12 protein-coding genes are annotated in these 15467 nt (G+C 70.1%); 9 read left to right on the forward strand and 3 right to left on the reverse strand.

Translation table 11 applies throughout. The features are described 5' to 3' along the window. Positions 1-5 precede the first annotated feature (5 nt). Genes ACWICD_RS02590 through ACWICD_RS02600 form a run of 3 tightly spaced genes read left to right on the forward strand, consistent with a single transcriptional unit; the run spans position 6 to position 5129 of the window. Positions 6-2369 carry a transketolase-like TK C-terminal-containing protein gene (locus ACWICD_RS02590; RefSeq protein WP_376129914.1) on the forward strand — a complete coding sequence of 788 codons (2364 nt, stop codon included), beginning with the start codon at positions 6-8 and terminating at the stop codon, positions 2367-2369. Positions 2370-2415: 46 nt separating this feature from the next. Next, a complete protein-coding gene (locus ACWICD_RS02595; RefSeq protein ID WP_454139180.1) occupies positions 2416-3342 on the forward strand; it encodes a DMT family transporter in 927 nt (308 codons plus the stop codon). A 32-nt stretch (positions 3343-3374) separates the two neighbouring features. After that, positions 3375-5129, forward strand: a complete 1755-nt coding sequence (locus ACWICD_RS02600; protein WP_454139181.1) for a proline--tRNA ligase — start codon at positions 3375-3377, stop codon at positions 5127-5129. A 15-nt stretch (positions 5130-5144) separates the two neighbouring features. On the opposite strand, the gene ACWICD_RS02605 is transcribed toward ACWICD_RS02600, so the two are convergent. Further along, positions 5145-5660: a pyridoxamine 5'-phosphate oxidase family protein gene (locus ACWICD_RS02605; protein ID WP_454139182.1), complete on the reverse strand. Its 516-nt coding sequence runs from the start codon at positions 5658-5660 to the stop codon at positions 5145-5147. A gap of 62 nt (positions 5661-5722) precedes the next feature. Further along, positions 5723-6553, reverse strand: a complete 831-nt coding sequence (locus ACWICD_RS02610) for a DUF1206 domain-containing protein (RefSeq protein WP_454139183.1) — start codon at positions 6551-6553, stop codon at positions 5723-5725. 63 nt (positions 6554-6616) lie between these two features. On the opposite strand from ACWICD_RS02610, the gene ACWICD_RS02615 reads away from it, so the two are divergent. From ACWICD_RS02615 to rbfA, 6 genes are all read left to right on the forward strand, one after another. Beyond that, positions 6617-7651: an LOG family protein gene (locus ACWICD_RS02615; protein WP_454139184.1), complete on the forward strand. Its 1035-nt coding sequence runs from the start codon at positions 6617-6619 to the stop codon at positions 7649-7651. A gap of 41 nt (positions 7652-7692) precedes the next feature. After that, entirely contained in the window at positions 7693-9528 is a 1836-nt protein-coding gene (locus ACWICD_RS02620; RefSeq protein WP_376129898.1) for a lipase family protein, read from the forward strand. An 87-nt stretch (positions 9529-9615) separates the two neighbouring features. Continuing rightward, a complete protein-coding gene (gene nusA, locus ACWICD_RS02625; RefSeq protein WP_376129896.1) occupies positions 9616-10605 on the forward strand; it encodes a transcription termination factor NusA in 990 nt (329 codons plus the stop codon). 32 nt (positions 10606-10637) lie between these two features. Next, positions 10638-10910: a YlxR family protein gene (locus ACWICD_RS02630; RefSeq protein WP_376129893.1), complete on the forward strand. Its 273-nt coding sequence runs from the start codon at positions 10638-10640 to the stop codon at positions 10908-10910. A 56-nt stretch (positions 10911-10966) separates the two neighbouring features. Continuing rightward, positions 10967-13747, forward strand: a complete 2781-nt coding sequence (gene infB / locus ACWICD_RS02635; protein ID WP_454139185.1) for a translation initiation factor IF-2 — start codon at positions 10967-10969, stop codon at positions 13745-13747. A 56-nt stretch (positions 13748-13803) separates the two neighbouring features. After that, the gene (gene rbfA / locus ACWICD_RS02640; RefSeq protein WP_376129887.1) at positions 13804-14235 is read left to right on the forward strand and encodes a 30S ribosome-binding factor RbfA; all 432 of its coding nucleotides are present in this window, start codon (positions 13804-13806) and stop codon (positions 14233-14235) included. A 184-nt stretch (positions 14236-14419) separates the two neighbouring features. On the opposite strand, the gene ACWICD_RS02645 is transcribed toward rbfA, so the two are convergent. Continuing rightward, complete coding sequence (locus tag ACWICD_RS02645; RefSeq protein ID WP_454139186.1) at positions 14420-15286, reverse strand: A/G-specific adenine glycosylase; 867 nt, start codon at positions 15284-15286, stop codon at positions 14420-14422. Positions 15287-15467: the final 181 nt, after the last annotated feature.

Genomic DNA, 15467 nt, shown 5'->3' on the forward strand with positions numbered 1-15467 from the left:
CCGTGGTGACTGACATCGACGACGCCGTCGCCCCTTCCGTCAACGACCGCCCGCTCTCGGCCGCCGCCTCGCTCGGCGACGATGTGCTCGATCGCATCGCGCAGCGCGTGCTGTGGCTGTCGACCGCGATCGTCGACGGCGCGAACCGCGGACGCCCGAATCCCTCCGGAGTCAAGGTCGGCGGCCATCAGGCGTCGAGCGCGTCGATGGTGGGGATCATGACGTCGTTGTGGTTCTCGGAGCTCACCGCCGACGACCGCATCTCGGTCAAACCGCACGCGTCACCCGCGCTGCACGCGATCAACTACCTCCTCGGCGGGCTCGACGCGTCGTACCTGCCCCGGCTGCGCGAGAAGGGCGGACTGCAGAGCTACCCGAGCCGCACGAAGGACCCCGACACGGTCGACTTCTCGACCGGCAGTGTCGGGATCGGCGCGACGGCACCGATCTGGGCGGCGTTGTCGCACCGGTACCTGCGCGACCAGTTTCCCGAGACGCCACGATCGGGCCGCTTCATCTCGCTGCTCGGCGACGCCGAACTCGACGAGGGCGCCGTGTGGGAGGCCATCTGCGACCCGCAGGTCTCCCGCATGGGGGAGCTGCTGTGGATCGTCGACCTCAACCGGCAGTCGCTGGACCGCATCATCCCCGACATCCAGATCCAGCGGCTGCAGGGCATGTTCGCCGCGGCGGGCTGGCAGGTGCTCACGGTCAAATGGGGTCGGCGCATCCGCGAGATCTTCGAGCGGCCGGGCGGCGACGAGCTTCGCGAGCGGCTCGAGTCGATGCCGAACGAGGAGTATCAGCGCCTGCTGCGGTCGCATCCGTCAGAACTCGCGGCGCGCGTCGCGGGTGCCGAGCCGTCGGACGGGCTGCGGGCATGCATCGACGCCCTCGGAGAGCAGGAGCTCGCGGCCGCGATCCGCGACCTCGGCGGACACGACATCCGGATGCTGCTGGACACCTACGAGCAGATCGATCCCTCGCGCCCGTCGGTCATCTTCGCGTACACCGTGAAGGGCCGTGGCCTCGCGACCGAGGGGCACCCGAACAACCATTCCGCACAGCTCAACGCAGCACAGCTCGATGAGCTCGCGACACTGTCCGGCACGACGCTCGACGACCCGTGGCGGGCGTTCGGTGAAGGGACCGACGAGCAGACCGTCATCGCCGCGGCCGCCGAGCGGCTCCGCCGCCCCGAGATCGCGCTCGCCGAGCCGGTCGCGGTGCCGCCGTCGCTGCCGTGGGGCTACCGTGCCGTCATCTCGACGCAGGCGGCTCTGGGTCGGTTCCTCTCGGACTTCACCCGCGCCGCCCCCGACGCGGCGCGGCGCGTCGTGACGCTGAGCCCCGACGTCGCGTCCTCGACGAACCTGGGCGGCTGGATCAACAAGACGGGCGTCTGGTCGGTGGGGGAGCGTCGCGACTGGTTCGCCGACGACGCCGACCGGCTGCTGAAGTGGTCCGAGACCCCGAGCGGCCAGCACATCGAGTTGGGCATCGCCGAAGTCAACCTCGTGAGCCTCGCGGGAGAGCTCGGCGCGACGTGGAGCAGGTGGGGACAGCCCGTCATCCCGATCGCGACGATCTACGACCCGTTCGTCAACCGTGCCTTGGAGCCGTGGTCGTACGGCATCTACGCGGGAGGCCAATCCATCCTCGTGGGAACGCCGTCGGGGGTGACGCTCGCGCCCGAAGGCGGCGCGCACCAGTCGATCACGACCCCGTCGATCGGTCTGGAGCAGCCCGGCTGCATCGCCTGGGAGCCGGCGTTCGCGCAAGACCTCGAGTGGACGATGCTCGAGGCGATGAGCCGGATCGGCACGCCCGGCGGCACGTCGGCGTACTTCCGGCTCACGACACGGCCGATCGATCAGGCGCTCGCGCAGCTGCCCGAGGATGCGGTGCTGCGGGAGCGCCGGCGGCGGCAGGTCGTCGCGGGCGGGTATCGCCTCGTCGACGCGGGCCCGGACGAGCGGGTCACGCTCGTCGGCGTCGGAGCGATCATGCCCGAGGTGCTCGCCGCGGCGGAGACGCTCGAGGCGGCGGGCATCGCCGCCGGTGTCGTATGTCTCACGAGCCCCGACCTGGTGTTCCGCTCGCTGCAGAACCGCGAGACGATCGACCCCTCGTCGCGCAGCGCGATCGCGGATCAGCTCTTCCCGGCATCTCGGGCGGCGCCGATCGTCGCGGTCATGGATGGGCATCCGCACACGCTGTCGTTCCTGTCGGCCATCCGCGGGGACCGCATGCGCAGTCTCGGCGTGAGCGAGTTCGGCCAGTCGTCGAGCCTCGAGGATGCATATGTCCTGCACGGCATCGACGCGGACAGCATCGTGAACGCGGCGCTGGACCTGCTCGGACGGTGAGCCGCGGCGGGTATCCTGAGATCCCCGCTTGCCCGAACGGAGCGTTGTGTCGACGATCACGTCTCTGCCGGTCGTCGGCATCGCACTCGCCGTCCTCTCCGCTGCGCTCCTGAGCGTCGGCAACATGTTGCAGGCGCGAGGGGTCAGTCAGCGCGCGAACGCCGGGCAGACCCTCAGCGCGGGGCAATTCTGGGGGCTCATCCGCACGCCGGTCTGGCTCATCGGAACCGTGCTCTACGTGCTGTCGATCCTCGTGCAGCTCGGCGCGCTCGCCTTCGCGCCGCTCATGGTCGTGCAGCCCGTCGGCGTCGTCGCCCTCGTCTTCTCGTCGCTGCTCGCGGCGTGGACGACCAAGCGCGCCCCCTCGCGCCGGGAGGTGCTGTCGATCGCGCTGTGCGTTGTCAGCCTGTCGGTGTTCGTCACCGTCGCGGCCGTCGTCAGCCGGCAGACCACGATCACCGACGGGCAGCTGATCGCCGTCCTCGTCGTGCTCGGCGTCGTGCTCGCGCTCGTGGGATCAGGGACGGCCGCCGTGCGCCTGTGGCGTCGCGGTCACCGTGTCGCGCCGATCGTCTTCGTCATCCTCGGGGGCGTGTTCTCGGCGTTCGTCGCGACGCTCGGAAAGACCGTCATCCTTCGGATCCAGACGATGCTGCACGGGCACGACTTCGCGATCGACTCCGCGAACTTCCTCACGCTCGGCTGTGTCGCGGGCATCGTGGTCGCCGGCGGGTTGTCGATCTACTACGTCCAGACGGCGCACACGGGAAACAGCCCTCAAGTGGTCGTGGGCGGTCTGACGGTGATCGACCCGTTCGTCGCGGTGGTGCTCGGGATCACGGTGCTGCAGGAGGCCGCGGGCGCGCCGCTGTGGAGCATCCCGGTCTTCCTTCTCGCCGGCGCGGGTGCCGTCGCGGGTGTGCTGTCACTCGCGAAGTCCCCGCCGACCGCCATCTCCGGTCCCGGTCAGTAGCCGCACACCCGCCGCAACTAAGCTTGTCGCTCGTGGTCACCCGTCTCTCGCACTTCTTCCTCCGCACGCTCCGCGAAGATCCCGCCGATGCCGAGGTCACGAGCCATCGGCTGCTCGTGCGCGCCGGATACATCCGGCGTCAGGCGCCGGGCGTGTTCGCGTGGCTGCCGCTCGGTCTGAAGGTCAAAGCCAAGATCGAGCAGGTCGTCCGCGACGAGATGGCGGCGGCGGGCGCCTACGAGGTGCACTTCCCGGCACTCCTGCCGCGGGAGCCCTACGAGCAGACCGGCCGATGGGAGGAGTACGGCGACGCGCTCTTCCGCCTGCAGGACCGCAAGGGCGCCGATTACCTCCTCGCACCGACGCACGAAGAGGTCTTCACGCTGCTCGTGAAGGACCTGTACTCGTCGTACAAGGACCTGCCGCTGACGATCTACCAGATCCAGGACAAGTACCGCGACGAAGCCCGCCCCCGCGCGGGACTCCTGCGCGGCCGCGAGTTCACGATGAAGGACGCGTACTCGTTCGACGCGAGTGACGCCGGTCTCGACACGAGCTACCAGGCGCAGCGCGACGCGTACGAGCGCATCTTCCAGCGCCTCGGCCTCGAATACGTCATCGTGCAGGCGGATGCCGGTGCCATGGGCGGCTCCCGATCTGAGGAGTTCCTGCACCCGACGCCCGTGGGCGAAGACACCTTCGTCCGCTCGGCCGGCGGCTACGCCGCCAACGTCGAGGCGTTCACGACGATCGTGCCCGACCCGATTCCGTTCGACGGACTGCCCGCCCCGGTCATCTTCGACTCGCCCGACACCCCCACGATCGACACCCTCGTCGCGCACTCGAACGCCGTGCTCGAGGGGGAGTACACCTCAGCAGACACCCTCAAGAACGTCGTGCTCACCCTGAAGCACCTCGATGGCACCCGCGAGATGGTCGTCATCGGGCTTCCGGGCGACCGCGACGTCGACGCCAAACGCGTCGAGGTCGCCTTCGCCCCCGCCGAGGTCGAGCAGGCGAGCCCCGAGGACTTCGAGCGCCACCCGCTGCTGGTGAAGGGGTACATCGGGCCGTGGTCCGAGACGGGTCCGATCCTCGGCGAAGAGTCGGCCACCGGCATCCGCTATCTGCTCGATCCGCGCGTCGTCGACGGCACGAGCTGGATCACCGGCGCCAACATCGACCAGAAGCACGTGCACTCGCTCGTCGCGGGCCGCGACTTCACAGCCGACGGGTTCATCGAAGTCGCCACGGTGCGCGAGGGCGACCCCGCGCCGGACGGCTCCGGTCCCGTCGAGCTCGCGCGCGGCATGGAGATCGGCCACGTCTTCCAGCTCGGCCGCAAGTACGCCGAAGCGCTCGGGCTCAAGGTGCTCGACGAGAACGGCAAGCTCGTGACCGTCACGATGGGCTCGTACGGCATCGGCATCACCCGCATCCTCGCGATCATCGCCGAGCTCAACAACGACGACAAGGGCCTCGTCTGGCCGACCTCGGTCGCGCCGTTCGACGTGCACGTGGTCGCGACAGGGCGGGATGCCGCAGCCTTCGAGCTCGCCGAGAGAGTGTCCGCCGATCTCGAGGCCGCGGGCTTCGACGTGCTCTACGACGACCGCCCGAAGGTGTCGCCCGGTGTCAAGTTCGGCGACGCAGAACTCGTCGGCGTGCCCCGCATCGTGATCGTCGGCCGCGGTGCCGCCGACGGCCAGGTCGAGCTGTGGGACCGCCGCACGGGAGACCGCGAGGTCGTTCCGGCGGACGAGGCGGTCAGCCGCCTGCGCGGCTGAGTCGGGGCCGGTCGCTCAGAACCGCACCCGCCCGTGGCGCATCGTGTCGTCGGGGGCGTCGCGCGTGACGAGCGCCTTCAGCATGCCCGCCGCCGTGACCAGCACGCCGTTCTTGGGCTCCCAGAACTCGCACTCCACGGGGGTCACCCGCAGCAGGGTGATGCCGGGGGTCTGCAGGCCGTCTTCGAACCAGATGTCGAGCGACGAGGTGTACAGCTCCTCCATCTTGGCGCGGTCGCCGATGACGCTCGCCTTGCCGGCTATCGACACATAGCGGTGCCCCTTGGGGTCGATGTAGGACAGGCCCACATCACGCTCGGCCTCGGCTTCATCGACCTTCTTGGTCTCCTCGAGGGTGAAGAACCAGATCGCTCCGCTGTCGTCCATCTGTCTCGTGCTCATCGGCCGGGCCACGAGGTGCCCCGCGGCATCCTGAGTCGTGAGCATCGTCAGATCGATGTCCTCGACGAGCTCCTTCACGCGCGCGATCGCCTCGGTTCCGGTCACTTCCTGCGCTTCGCTGTCTGTCATGACTCCACCCTCGCGGCATGGTCGTGCCGGTGCGAGGGGATTGACAGCCCGGGCGGCGCCGCCTACCCGTCCAGGCGCGCGTAACGGGCGCGGAACACGGTGAAGACGCCGTACACGACGAAGCCGGCACCCACCAGGCCCGCCAGAAGCGGGCCGAGGTAGAGCTCCAGGAGGGCGTCGATCGCGCCGTCGAGCCCGCCCGCGGCGTCGGCGTCCTGCCGCACGGCGGCGACGAGCACGAGGACCCCCACGACCCCCAGCGAGACGCCCTTCGCGATGAATCCGACGATCCCGGCCACCGTGAGCCCGCGGCCGCGTTTGCCGTCGGGCAGGTCCATGCGCTTCCGGAAGCTGCGCAGCAGGCCCATCACGATGAAGGCGATGCCTCCGATGGCGATCCCCAGCCCCGTGAGGCCGAGCACGAACGGCCCTCCCGGAAGCTGCAGCACGCCGCGACTCGCCGATTCCGCCGTCTTCTCGGCGTCGGGGCGAGCCCCCAGTGCGACGGCGGCGGTGATGACCCCGAGCGTGAGGAAGACCACGGCCTGGCCCCATTCCGACACGCGCCGAGCCCACTTCTTCGCCGCGCCCTTCACGTCGTCGCGCGGAGCCCTGGCGATGATCCCCGCGAAAGCGTGCCAGACGCCCAGGGCCGCAAGCGCGACGGCGATGACCCACAGCAGGATGAATCCGAGCGGCGCTGAGGCGAGTGCCTTGAGCGCTCCGGCCTGGTCGCCTTCACCGGGCGCCCCGAAGGCGATCGCGAGCACGATGGCCCCGATGAGCACGTGCACGATTCCGTTGGCGACATATCCCGCGCGAGCGAGGAAGCGCAGCACCGGATTGGATGCCGCCTCTCGGGCGGCGGACTTCACAGCGGGCGCGGAGGGCACGGGGCCAGCATAGATCGGCCCTCGGGCGAGCCCAGCGGCGCCGGATCATGCGACGCTGGAGTCATGTCCGACACCGCCGTTCCCCCCGAGGTCACCGACCGCATCCGCGAGGCGATCACGGATGCCGGCATCCGTGAGAACGAGGACCTCGTCGCGCGCATCCTCGTGACCGGCATCGGTCTCGGGCTGGACGAGTCCGACCGGCTCAACCTCAAGATCACGTCGGCGGCGCTCACCGAGATGCGCACGGCGTTCCGTCTCTTCGCTCCCTACGAGGACGTGCCGAAGGTGACGATCTTCGGCTCGGCGCGCACGCGCGCCGAGGACGCGCTCTATCGTCAGGCATCCGATGTCGCGGCAGCGCTCGCGGAGCGCGGGTGGATGGTCGTGACGGGCGCGGGGCCGGGCATCATGCAGGCCGCCGCCGAAGGCGCGGGCGTCGAGCGATCCCTCGGGGTGTCGATCCGGCTGCCGTTCGAAGAGAAGCCGAACGCCGTCATCTCGACCGCGGCGAACAACGTCACGATGAAGTACTTCTTCACGCGCAAGCTCATGCTCGTGAAGGAATCCCACGGGTTCGTCTGCGTTCCCGGGGGATTCGGCACGCTCGACGAGATGTTCGAGCTGCTCACGCTGCAGCAGACGGGCAAAGCCGACCCGACGCCGATCGTCCTGCTCGACGCTCCCGGCGGCACGTTCTGGGCGGGTCTGCGGCGTTTCGTCGAGGACGAGCTCGTCGCATCGGGCGTCATCTCGCCCGACGACTTCGACCGCGTGCTGATCACCGACTCCGTCGAGGTCGCCGCGTCCGAGATCACCGGCTTCTGGCGCAACTACGACTCGCTGCGCTGGGTCGGCCACCGGCTCGTGCTGCGCTTGCGCAACGAGCCGACGGATGCCGAGATCGACGAGCTCAACGAACGCTTCGGATTCCTCGCGGCCGAAGGGCGCATCGAGCGAACGGAAGCACTGCGGCCGGAGCGCGAAGACGACGACCGCGTCGACCTGCCGCGCCTCGTGCTGGTGTTCGACCAGTTCCAGGTCGGCTCGCTGTACCGGCTGATCCGCGCCGTCAACGCGTTCGGCACGGCCGGCTGACGCAGACTCCCAGACGCGCGAGCCGATCTACAATCGGGACGGTGACTCGCGAGCGTGAGGCGGGAACCGCCGCCCGGTGGAGCGCACTGCCGCGCCTCGTGGCGAACGCGCCGCCGCTCGTGCTCATGCTCGTCGGTTCGCTCGCGCTGCTGCTCGGGCTGCTCATCGTCACGCGACCGCTCACGTCGCTGGTCATCCTGACGGTGTACGTCGGGCTGAGCGCTGTCGTCTCGGGTGTCGCCGACCTCGCGGGCCGCCGCGCGACGACATGGCCGCGCAAAGTGTTCGCCGGCGTGTGGATCGTGCTCGGGGTCGCGGTGCTCGTCGGGTTCGGGCGGACGCTCGAGCTGCTTCCCGTCGTGCTCGCCTACCTGCTCATCCTCGGCGGACTCGCGTCGCTCTTCGATGCGTTCACCCGGGGCGGTGCGAGCAGGCGCGTCCTCGCGTTCGCCTGGGCCGGGGCGCAGATCGCGTTCGGCGTCCTGGCCCTGACCTGGCCCGATGTCACGGTGCTCGTCGTCGCGCTCGTGTTCGGTGTGCGCACGATCCTCTTCGGCATCACGACCCTCGTGCGCGCCGTGCGGGGATTCCGGCACGGCACGTCCGAACCGGCGCCGGCGGGCGAGACGGGGCAGCGGCGCAGCCGGCGGGTGCGCGTCTGGGCGGCCGCGGGCCGCTATGCGCTCGCCGCCCTCCTCGTCGTCACGGCGTCGGGCGGATGGTGGCTCAACGACTGGCTGCAGGATGGCGCCAACGTCGTCGACGCGTTCTACGACCCGCCCGATCTCGTTCCGTACGACCACGGTCGTCTCATCCGCTCCGACGATTTCGTGGGGCAGCATCCGCCCGGGGCTGACGTGACCCGCATCCTGTACACCACCAGCGACGCCCTCGGCCGCGCGGCCGTGGCGAGCGCGCTCGTCATCGTGCCCGAGGATCGTCCGCCCGGAGCGCGCCCCGTCATCGCCTGGAATCACGGCACGACCGGCGTCGCGCGCGGCTGCGCCCCGAGCCTGCGCGACGCGTCGGCGACGCGCTGGGCGATCCCGGGTCTGGACCGGGCGCTCGCGAACGGCTGGATCGTCGTCGCCTCGGACTACTCGGGCCAGGGGGCGCCGGGGACCTTCCCGTACCTGATCGGTCGCGGTGAAGCGCGTTCGTCGCTGGACGCCGTGCTGGCCGCACGCGAGCTCGAGGGATCGATCCTCTCGCCCCGCACCGTCGCCTGGGGCCACTCTCAAGGCGGGCACGCGGCTCTGTGGATGTCGCAGATCGCCGAGAAGTACGCGCCCGAGATCGACATCCGCGGCACGGCCGTGCTCGCGCCGGTCGCCGAGCCGCTCGCGCTCGCCGAAGAGATGCTGCAGAGCGGCGGCGACGCGCTGCTGACGATCCTCACGTCGTGGGTTCTCGTGCCGTACGCCGACACGTACGCCGACGTCGACCTGACGCGGTACGTCGCGACGGGGGCCGAGACGATCGTGCGCGAGATGACGCAGCGCTGCCCCGAAGAGCCGGGCGTCATCGTGTCGGTCGCGACGGCTCTGGGGGTGTCCGAGGACCGGCCGCTGTACATCGGCGACCTGACGGCGGGCGCCCTCGGCGAGCGGCTCGCCGAGAACGCCGCGACGGGGCCGTGGGACACGCCGATCCTCGTCACGTGGGGCGACAGCGACGAGGTCATCCCCCCGCGACTGCAGGAGGAGTTCGTGCAGCGGCTGTGCGCCGACGGCGAGCAGGTGCGCTGGGCCGTGTACAGCGGATACGACCATCTGGGCACCCTGCTGCCGCGCTCGCGGTTCCTGCCGCTGCTCATCTCGTGGACGGATGCGGTGCTGGGCGGGCGGGACCTGCCGCTCGATGACTGCCACCGGTGAGCGTGGCCGGGCGTCGCGGCATCCGGTAAAGTCATATGGTTCCGGCATGCTCGACGCGCCGGTGAGAGCTGAATACGGAGGCCCATCGTGGACATCGATCTCGGACTGCTGAGGACCGTCGAACGCGAGAAGGAGATCCCCTTCGACGAACTCGTTCGCATCATCGAGCAGGCGATCCTGACCGCCTACGCCAAGCACACGTCGCCCGATGGCGAGCTCCCCGCCGGTGCGCGCGCAGAGCTCGACCGCAAGACGGGCCACGTCTCGGTCTTCGTTCCGCTGCTCGATGAGGAAGACGTCGTCATCGGCGAAGAGGAATCCACGCCCGAGGACTTCGGGCGCATCGCCGCGTTCGCCGCCAAGCAGGTCATCAGCCAGCGTCTGCGCGACATCGCCGACGACGCCGTGCTGGGCGAGTTCCGCGGGCGCGAAGGCGACATCGTCGCCGGTGTCGTGCAGCAGGGGCCGAACCCCCGGATGGTGCACGTCGACCTCGGCACCGTCGAGGCGATCCTGCCGCCCGAAGAGCAGGTGCCCAGCGAGGACTACGCGCACGGCACGCGCGTGCGCGTCTACGTCACGTCGGTCTCGCGGGGCACGAAGGGCCCCCAGATCACCGTTTCGCGCACGCACCCGGGCCTGGTGCGGAAGCTCTTCGCCCTCGAGGTTCCCGAGATCGCCTCCGGCCTCGTCGAGATCGTCTCACTCGCCCGCGAAGCCGGACACCGGACGAAGATCGCGGTCAAGGCGAACGACCCCACGATCAACGCGAAGGGCGCCTGCATCGGCGAACTGGGCCGGCGCGTACGCGCCGTCACCGAAGAGCTGAGCGGCGAGAAGATCGACATCGTCGACTACGACCCCGAGCTGCCGAAGTTCGTCGCGAACGCGCTCTCGCCCGCCAAGGTCACCTCGAGCTTCGTGCTCGATGTCGCCAGCAAAGCCGTGCGCGCGCTGGTTCCCGACTATCAGCTGTCGCTCGCGATCGGCAAAGAGGGGCAGAACGCGCGCCTCGCCGCGAAGCTCACCGGCGCGAAGATCGACATCCAGCCCGACTCCATCCTGGAAGAGAGCTGACGCGCACCGGGCGTTCAGCCCCGAGGTGTACCATGGAGCCCGTACGAACGTGTGTCGGATGCCGCATGCGCGCGCCACGGTCCACTCTTCTCAGGGTGGTTTCCATCGAATCAACCCTCGTCCCCGACGAGCGGGCGATTCTTCCGGGGCGAGGCGCCTGGGTGCACGACACACATGAGTGCATGGATGCCGCCCTTCGGCGCCGTGCCTTCGTGCGTGCACTCCGTGTGTCAGGGCAGCCTGACACGCAGACCATCGAGAAACGGCTGAATGGCTATGGAAACAAAGTGAACGGCTCGAAATGAGACCCGTCCGCGAGTAATGGTCTGTCCTGTCTGGGCAGACCCCAGACAGGAGAACTGTGGCAAACGCCAAACCCCGCGTCCACGAGATCGCATCGGAACTCGGTGTCGACAGCAAGGCGGCCCTCGCCAAGCTGAAGGAGCTCGGCGAATTCGTCAAGAGCCCCTCGTCGACGATCGAGCCCCCCGTGGCCCGCAAGCTTCGCGCCGCCCTGCAAGCGGACGGCGCCAAACCCGCTGAGGCGGCGGAGAGCAAGCCCGCTCCCGCACGTCCCGCGGGTCGTCCCGGCCCGGCGCGCCCCGCGGCGCCCGCTCCGGCACCCCCTGCTTCGGCAGCCCCCGCTCCCGCAGCCCCGGCTCCCGCCGCTCCCGCTCCGGCAGCACCGGCTCCGGCCGCTCCCGCTCCGGCGGCTCCGGCTCCGGCCGCTCCCGCGGCTCCGGCCGCCGAGGCTCCCGCTGCGCCCGCCGCGCCGACCGACCCCGGCGCCGGCACCCCCGGCGCAGCGACGCCGCAGCCGCCCCGTCCGGGCGGCACGCCGCGTCCGGGCAACAACCCGTTCGCATCGGCGCAGGGCATGGGCCAGCGGCCCGCCGGCCCGCGTCCGGGCAACAACCCGTTCGCATCGGCGCAGGGCATGGGCCAGCGCCCGAACCCCGGCAACATCCCGCGTCCGCAGGCTCCGCGTCCCGGCGCGCCGCGTCCCGGCGCCCCCCGTCAGGGCGGTCGTCCCGGCGGTGGCGGTCGTCCCGGCGCACCGTTCCAGCAGCGTCCCGGCGGTCCCGGCCGTCCGGGCGGCGCCGGCGGTGGCTTCCAGCGTCCCGGTGGTCCGGTCGGCGGTTTCGCCGGTCGTCCCGGTGGCGGTGGCGGTCGTGGCCGTGGCCCCGGCGGTGGAACCGCGGGCGCCTTCGGCAAGGGCGGCGGCAAGTCCAAGCAGCGCAAGTCGCGTAGGGCGAAGCGGCAAGAATTCGAGATGCGGTCGGCGCCGGTCGTCGGCGGCGTCAACGTCTCGAAGGGCAACGGCGAGATCATCCGCCTTCGCCGCGGTGCATCCATCGCCGACTTCGCCGACAAGCTCGAGGCGCTGCGCGGCTACACCGTTCAGCCCGGCACGCTCGTGACCATCCTGTTCAACCTCGGTGAGATGGCCACGGCCACCGAGTCGCTCGATGAGGCGACGTTCGAGGTTCTGGGTGCCGAACTCGGCTACAAGATCCAGATGGTCTCGCCCGAGGACGAGGACAAAGAGCTCCTCGAAGGCTTCGGCCTCGACCTCGAGGCCGAACTCGAGGCGGAGAGCGAAGACGACCTCGAGATCCGTCCGCCCGTCGTCACGGTCATGGGTCACGTCGACCACGGTAAGACCCGTACCCTCGACGCGATCCGCCAGACCAACGTGGTCGCCGGTGAGGCCGGAGGCATCACGCAGCACATCGGTGCGTACCAGGTCTGGACCGAGCACGACGGCATCGAGCGCGCGCTGACCTTCATCGACACCCCCGGTCACGAGGCGTTCACCGCCATGCGTGCCCGTGGTGCGCAGGTCACCGACATCGCGGTCCTCGTGGTCGCCGCCGACGACGGCATCATGCCCCAGACGGTGGAGGCTCTGAACCACGCTCAGGCGGCGAACGTGCCGGTCGTGGTCGCGGTCAACAAGGTCGACAAGCCCGAGGCGAACCCCGCGCGGGTGCGTCAGCAGCTCACCGAGTACGGACTGGTCGCCGAGGAGTATGGCGGCGATGTCATGTTCGTCGACATCTCGGCGCGCAACGGCACCGGCATCCAGGAGCTTCTGGACGCCGTGCTGCTCACCGCCGACGCAGGTCTCGACCTCACGGCGAACCCGAACAAGGCTGCGCGCGGCATCGCGATCGAAGCGAAGCTCGACAAGGGTCGCGGTTCCGTGGCCACCGTGCTCATCCAGTCCGGCACGCTGCGGGTCGGCGATGCGATCGTCGCGGGCACCGCCTACGGCCGCGTGCGCGCCATGATCGACGAGAACGGCGATGCGGTCGACGAGGCATACCCGTCGCGTCCAGTCCAGGTGCAGGGTCTGAACTCGGTGCCCCGCGCCGGTGACGTGTTCATCGTCACCGACGAGGACCGCATGGCCCGCCAGATCGCCGAGAAGCGTGAGGCCGCCGAGCGCAACGCGCAGCTCGCGAAGGCTCGCAAGCGCATCTCGCTCGAGGACTTCACGCGGGCTCTCGAAGAGGGCAAGGTCGAGTCGCTCAACCTCATCATCAAGGGCGACGTGTCGGGTGCCGTCGAGGCGCTCGAGGAATCGCTGCTCAAGATCGAGGTCGACGACTCCGTCCAGCTGCGGATCATCCACCGCGGCGTCGGCGCGATCACCGAGTCCGACATCAACCTCGCGACGATCGACAACGCGATCGTCATCGGGTTCAACGTCCGCCCCGACACGAAGGCGCGCGAGCGCGCCGCCCGCGAAGGCGTGGACGTCCGGTTCTACTCGGTCATCTACAACGCGATCGACGATGTCGAGCAGTCGCTCAAGGGCCTGCTCAAGCCGGAGTACGAAGAGGTCCAGTCGGGTGTCGCCGAGATCCGCGAGGTGTTCCGCTCCTCGAAGTACGGCAACATCGCCGGTGTCATCGTCCGCTCGGGCACGATCACGCGCAACGCCAAGGCGCGCGTCATCCGGGACGGCGTCGTGATCGCCGATGGCCTGGCCATCGACTCGCTGCGCCGCTTCAAGGACGACGTCACCGAGGTCCGCACGGACTTCGAAGCCGGTATCGGCCTCGGCAAGTACAACGACATCCAGGTGGGCGACGAGATCGAGACCACCGAAATGGTCGAGAAGCCTCGCGGCTAGTCACACGTGGTGAGGGGCGCCTTCGGGCGTCCCCTCACTCGTAGGGAAGGAAAGACATGGCATCGGAACGTCAGGCACGTCTGGGTGACCGGATCCGCGTGATCCTCGCCGAGCGCCTCGAGAAGGGCCTGCGCGACCCGCGACTGGGGTTCGTCACGATCACCGACGTGCGCGTCACGGGCGACCTGCAGCATGCGTCGGTCTTCTACACGGTGCTCGGTTCTGATGAGGAGCGTGCCGCTTCGGCCGAGGCATTGAAGTCGGCGACGGGGATGCTGCGCTCCGAAGTGGGCAAGCACCTCAACGTGCGGCTCACGCCGTCGCTCGAATTCATCCCCGACGCGATCCCCGAGAACGCCGGCCACATCGCCGACCTGCTGCGTGAAGCGCGGGAACGCGATGAAGCCGTCGCGGGACTCGCGGACTCCGCGACGTACGCGGGGGACGCGGACCCCTACCTCAAACCGCGCGAGCACGACGAGGACTAGCAGTGTCGCGATGAGAGCGGATGCCACGCGGCATCCGCTCTCTCGTCGTTTCCGGGCGGCGTGCGTGCCGTCCGATGCCCGCTTCGGCCGCTCGTTCGTCTCACTCGGCTGTCCTGCGGCAGTCGGGGGCAGCTGAACCGAGCCCACGCCGTTCGTCAGACGGAGAGCGGATGCTGCGCAGCAGTCAGCGGGGGAGCGCGAGCACGCCGTCCGCGGCCTCGACGAGGCCGTCGGCGATGAGCGAGTCGATCGCTCTGTCGCGCTGGCGCGCGTCGGCCCAGTCCGGGATCACCTCGGCCAGCGGCGCGCTGTGGCCGGCGGCATCCCTCAGTGTCTTCAGGACCGAGCCGCGCGCCTGCCGGTCGCTGCCCTCGTAACGCGCCTGCCGGCGACGCTCGTCGCCCGTGTCGGGGTATCCCGCAGCGCGCCAGGCGCACCGGTCGGCGACGGGGCACACGCCGCACCGGGGTGCCCGCGCGGTACAGACGACGGCGCCGAGCTCCATCGTCGCGGCGTTGACGATCGCGGCTTCCGCGTCGTCGGTGGGGAGGATCGCCTCCATCGCAGCGAGATCGCGCGTGGACGGAGGTCCGGGCTGGCTTCGACCGTCGACGGCGCGGGCCAGCACCCGTCGCGTGTTCGTGTCGACGACGGGGTGCCGGTCACCGTACGCGAAGACGGCGACGGCGCGCGCCGTGTAGTCGCCGATGCCGGTGAGGGCGAGGAGGGCGTCGACGTCGCGGGGCACGGTGTCGTCGTGGCGGTCGCGGATCTCGGTCGCGGCGCGGTGCAGCCATAGGGCGCGCCGCGGATAGCCGAGGTTGGCCCATTCGCGCACGGCGTCGGCGGGCGCGGCCGCGGCCAGTGCCGAGGGGGTCGGCCAGCGCTCGAGCCAGGCGGTCAGGAGCGGAATGACACGGGCGACCGGCGTCTGCTGCAGCATGAACTCGCTGACGAGGATGCCCCACGCGCCGTATCCCGTCCGGCGCCACGGCAGGTCGCGCGCGTTCAGCCGGTACCACGCGATGAGCGGCGTCGTGAGGTCGGGCACGCCCGCCAGCCTAAGCCTCGATCCACCCCCACCCCCTACCCGCGAGACTGCAACGGCGCGCCGAGACTGCGGGTGATACCCACGGTCTCGGCAGGGGGTGGTGGTTGCGTGGTGCAGTTCGTCGGGAGCGGGGGGGTTGGTCAGACGGAGGGGCGGGGCAAATCCGCAACCGTGCCCGCAG

It is taken from the genome of Microbacterium sp. NPDC055357 (genome assembly GCF_053644835.1).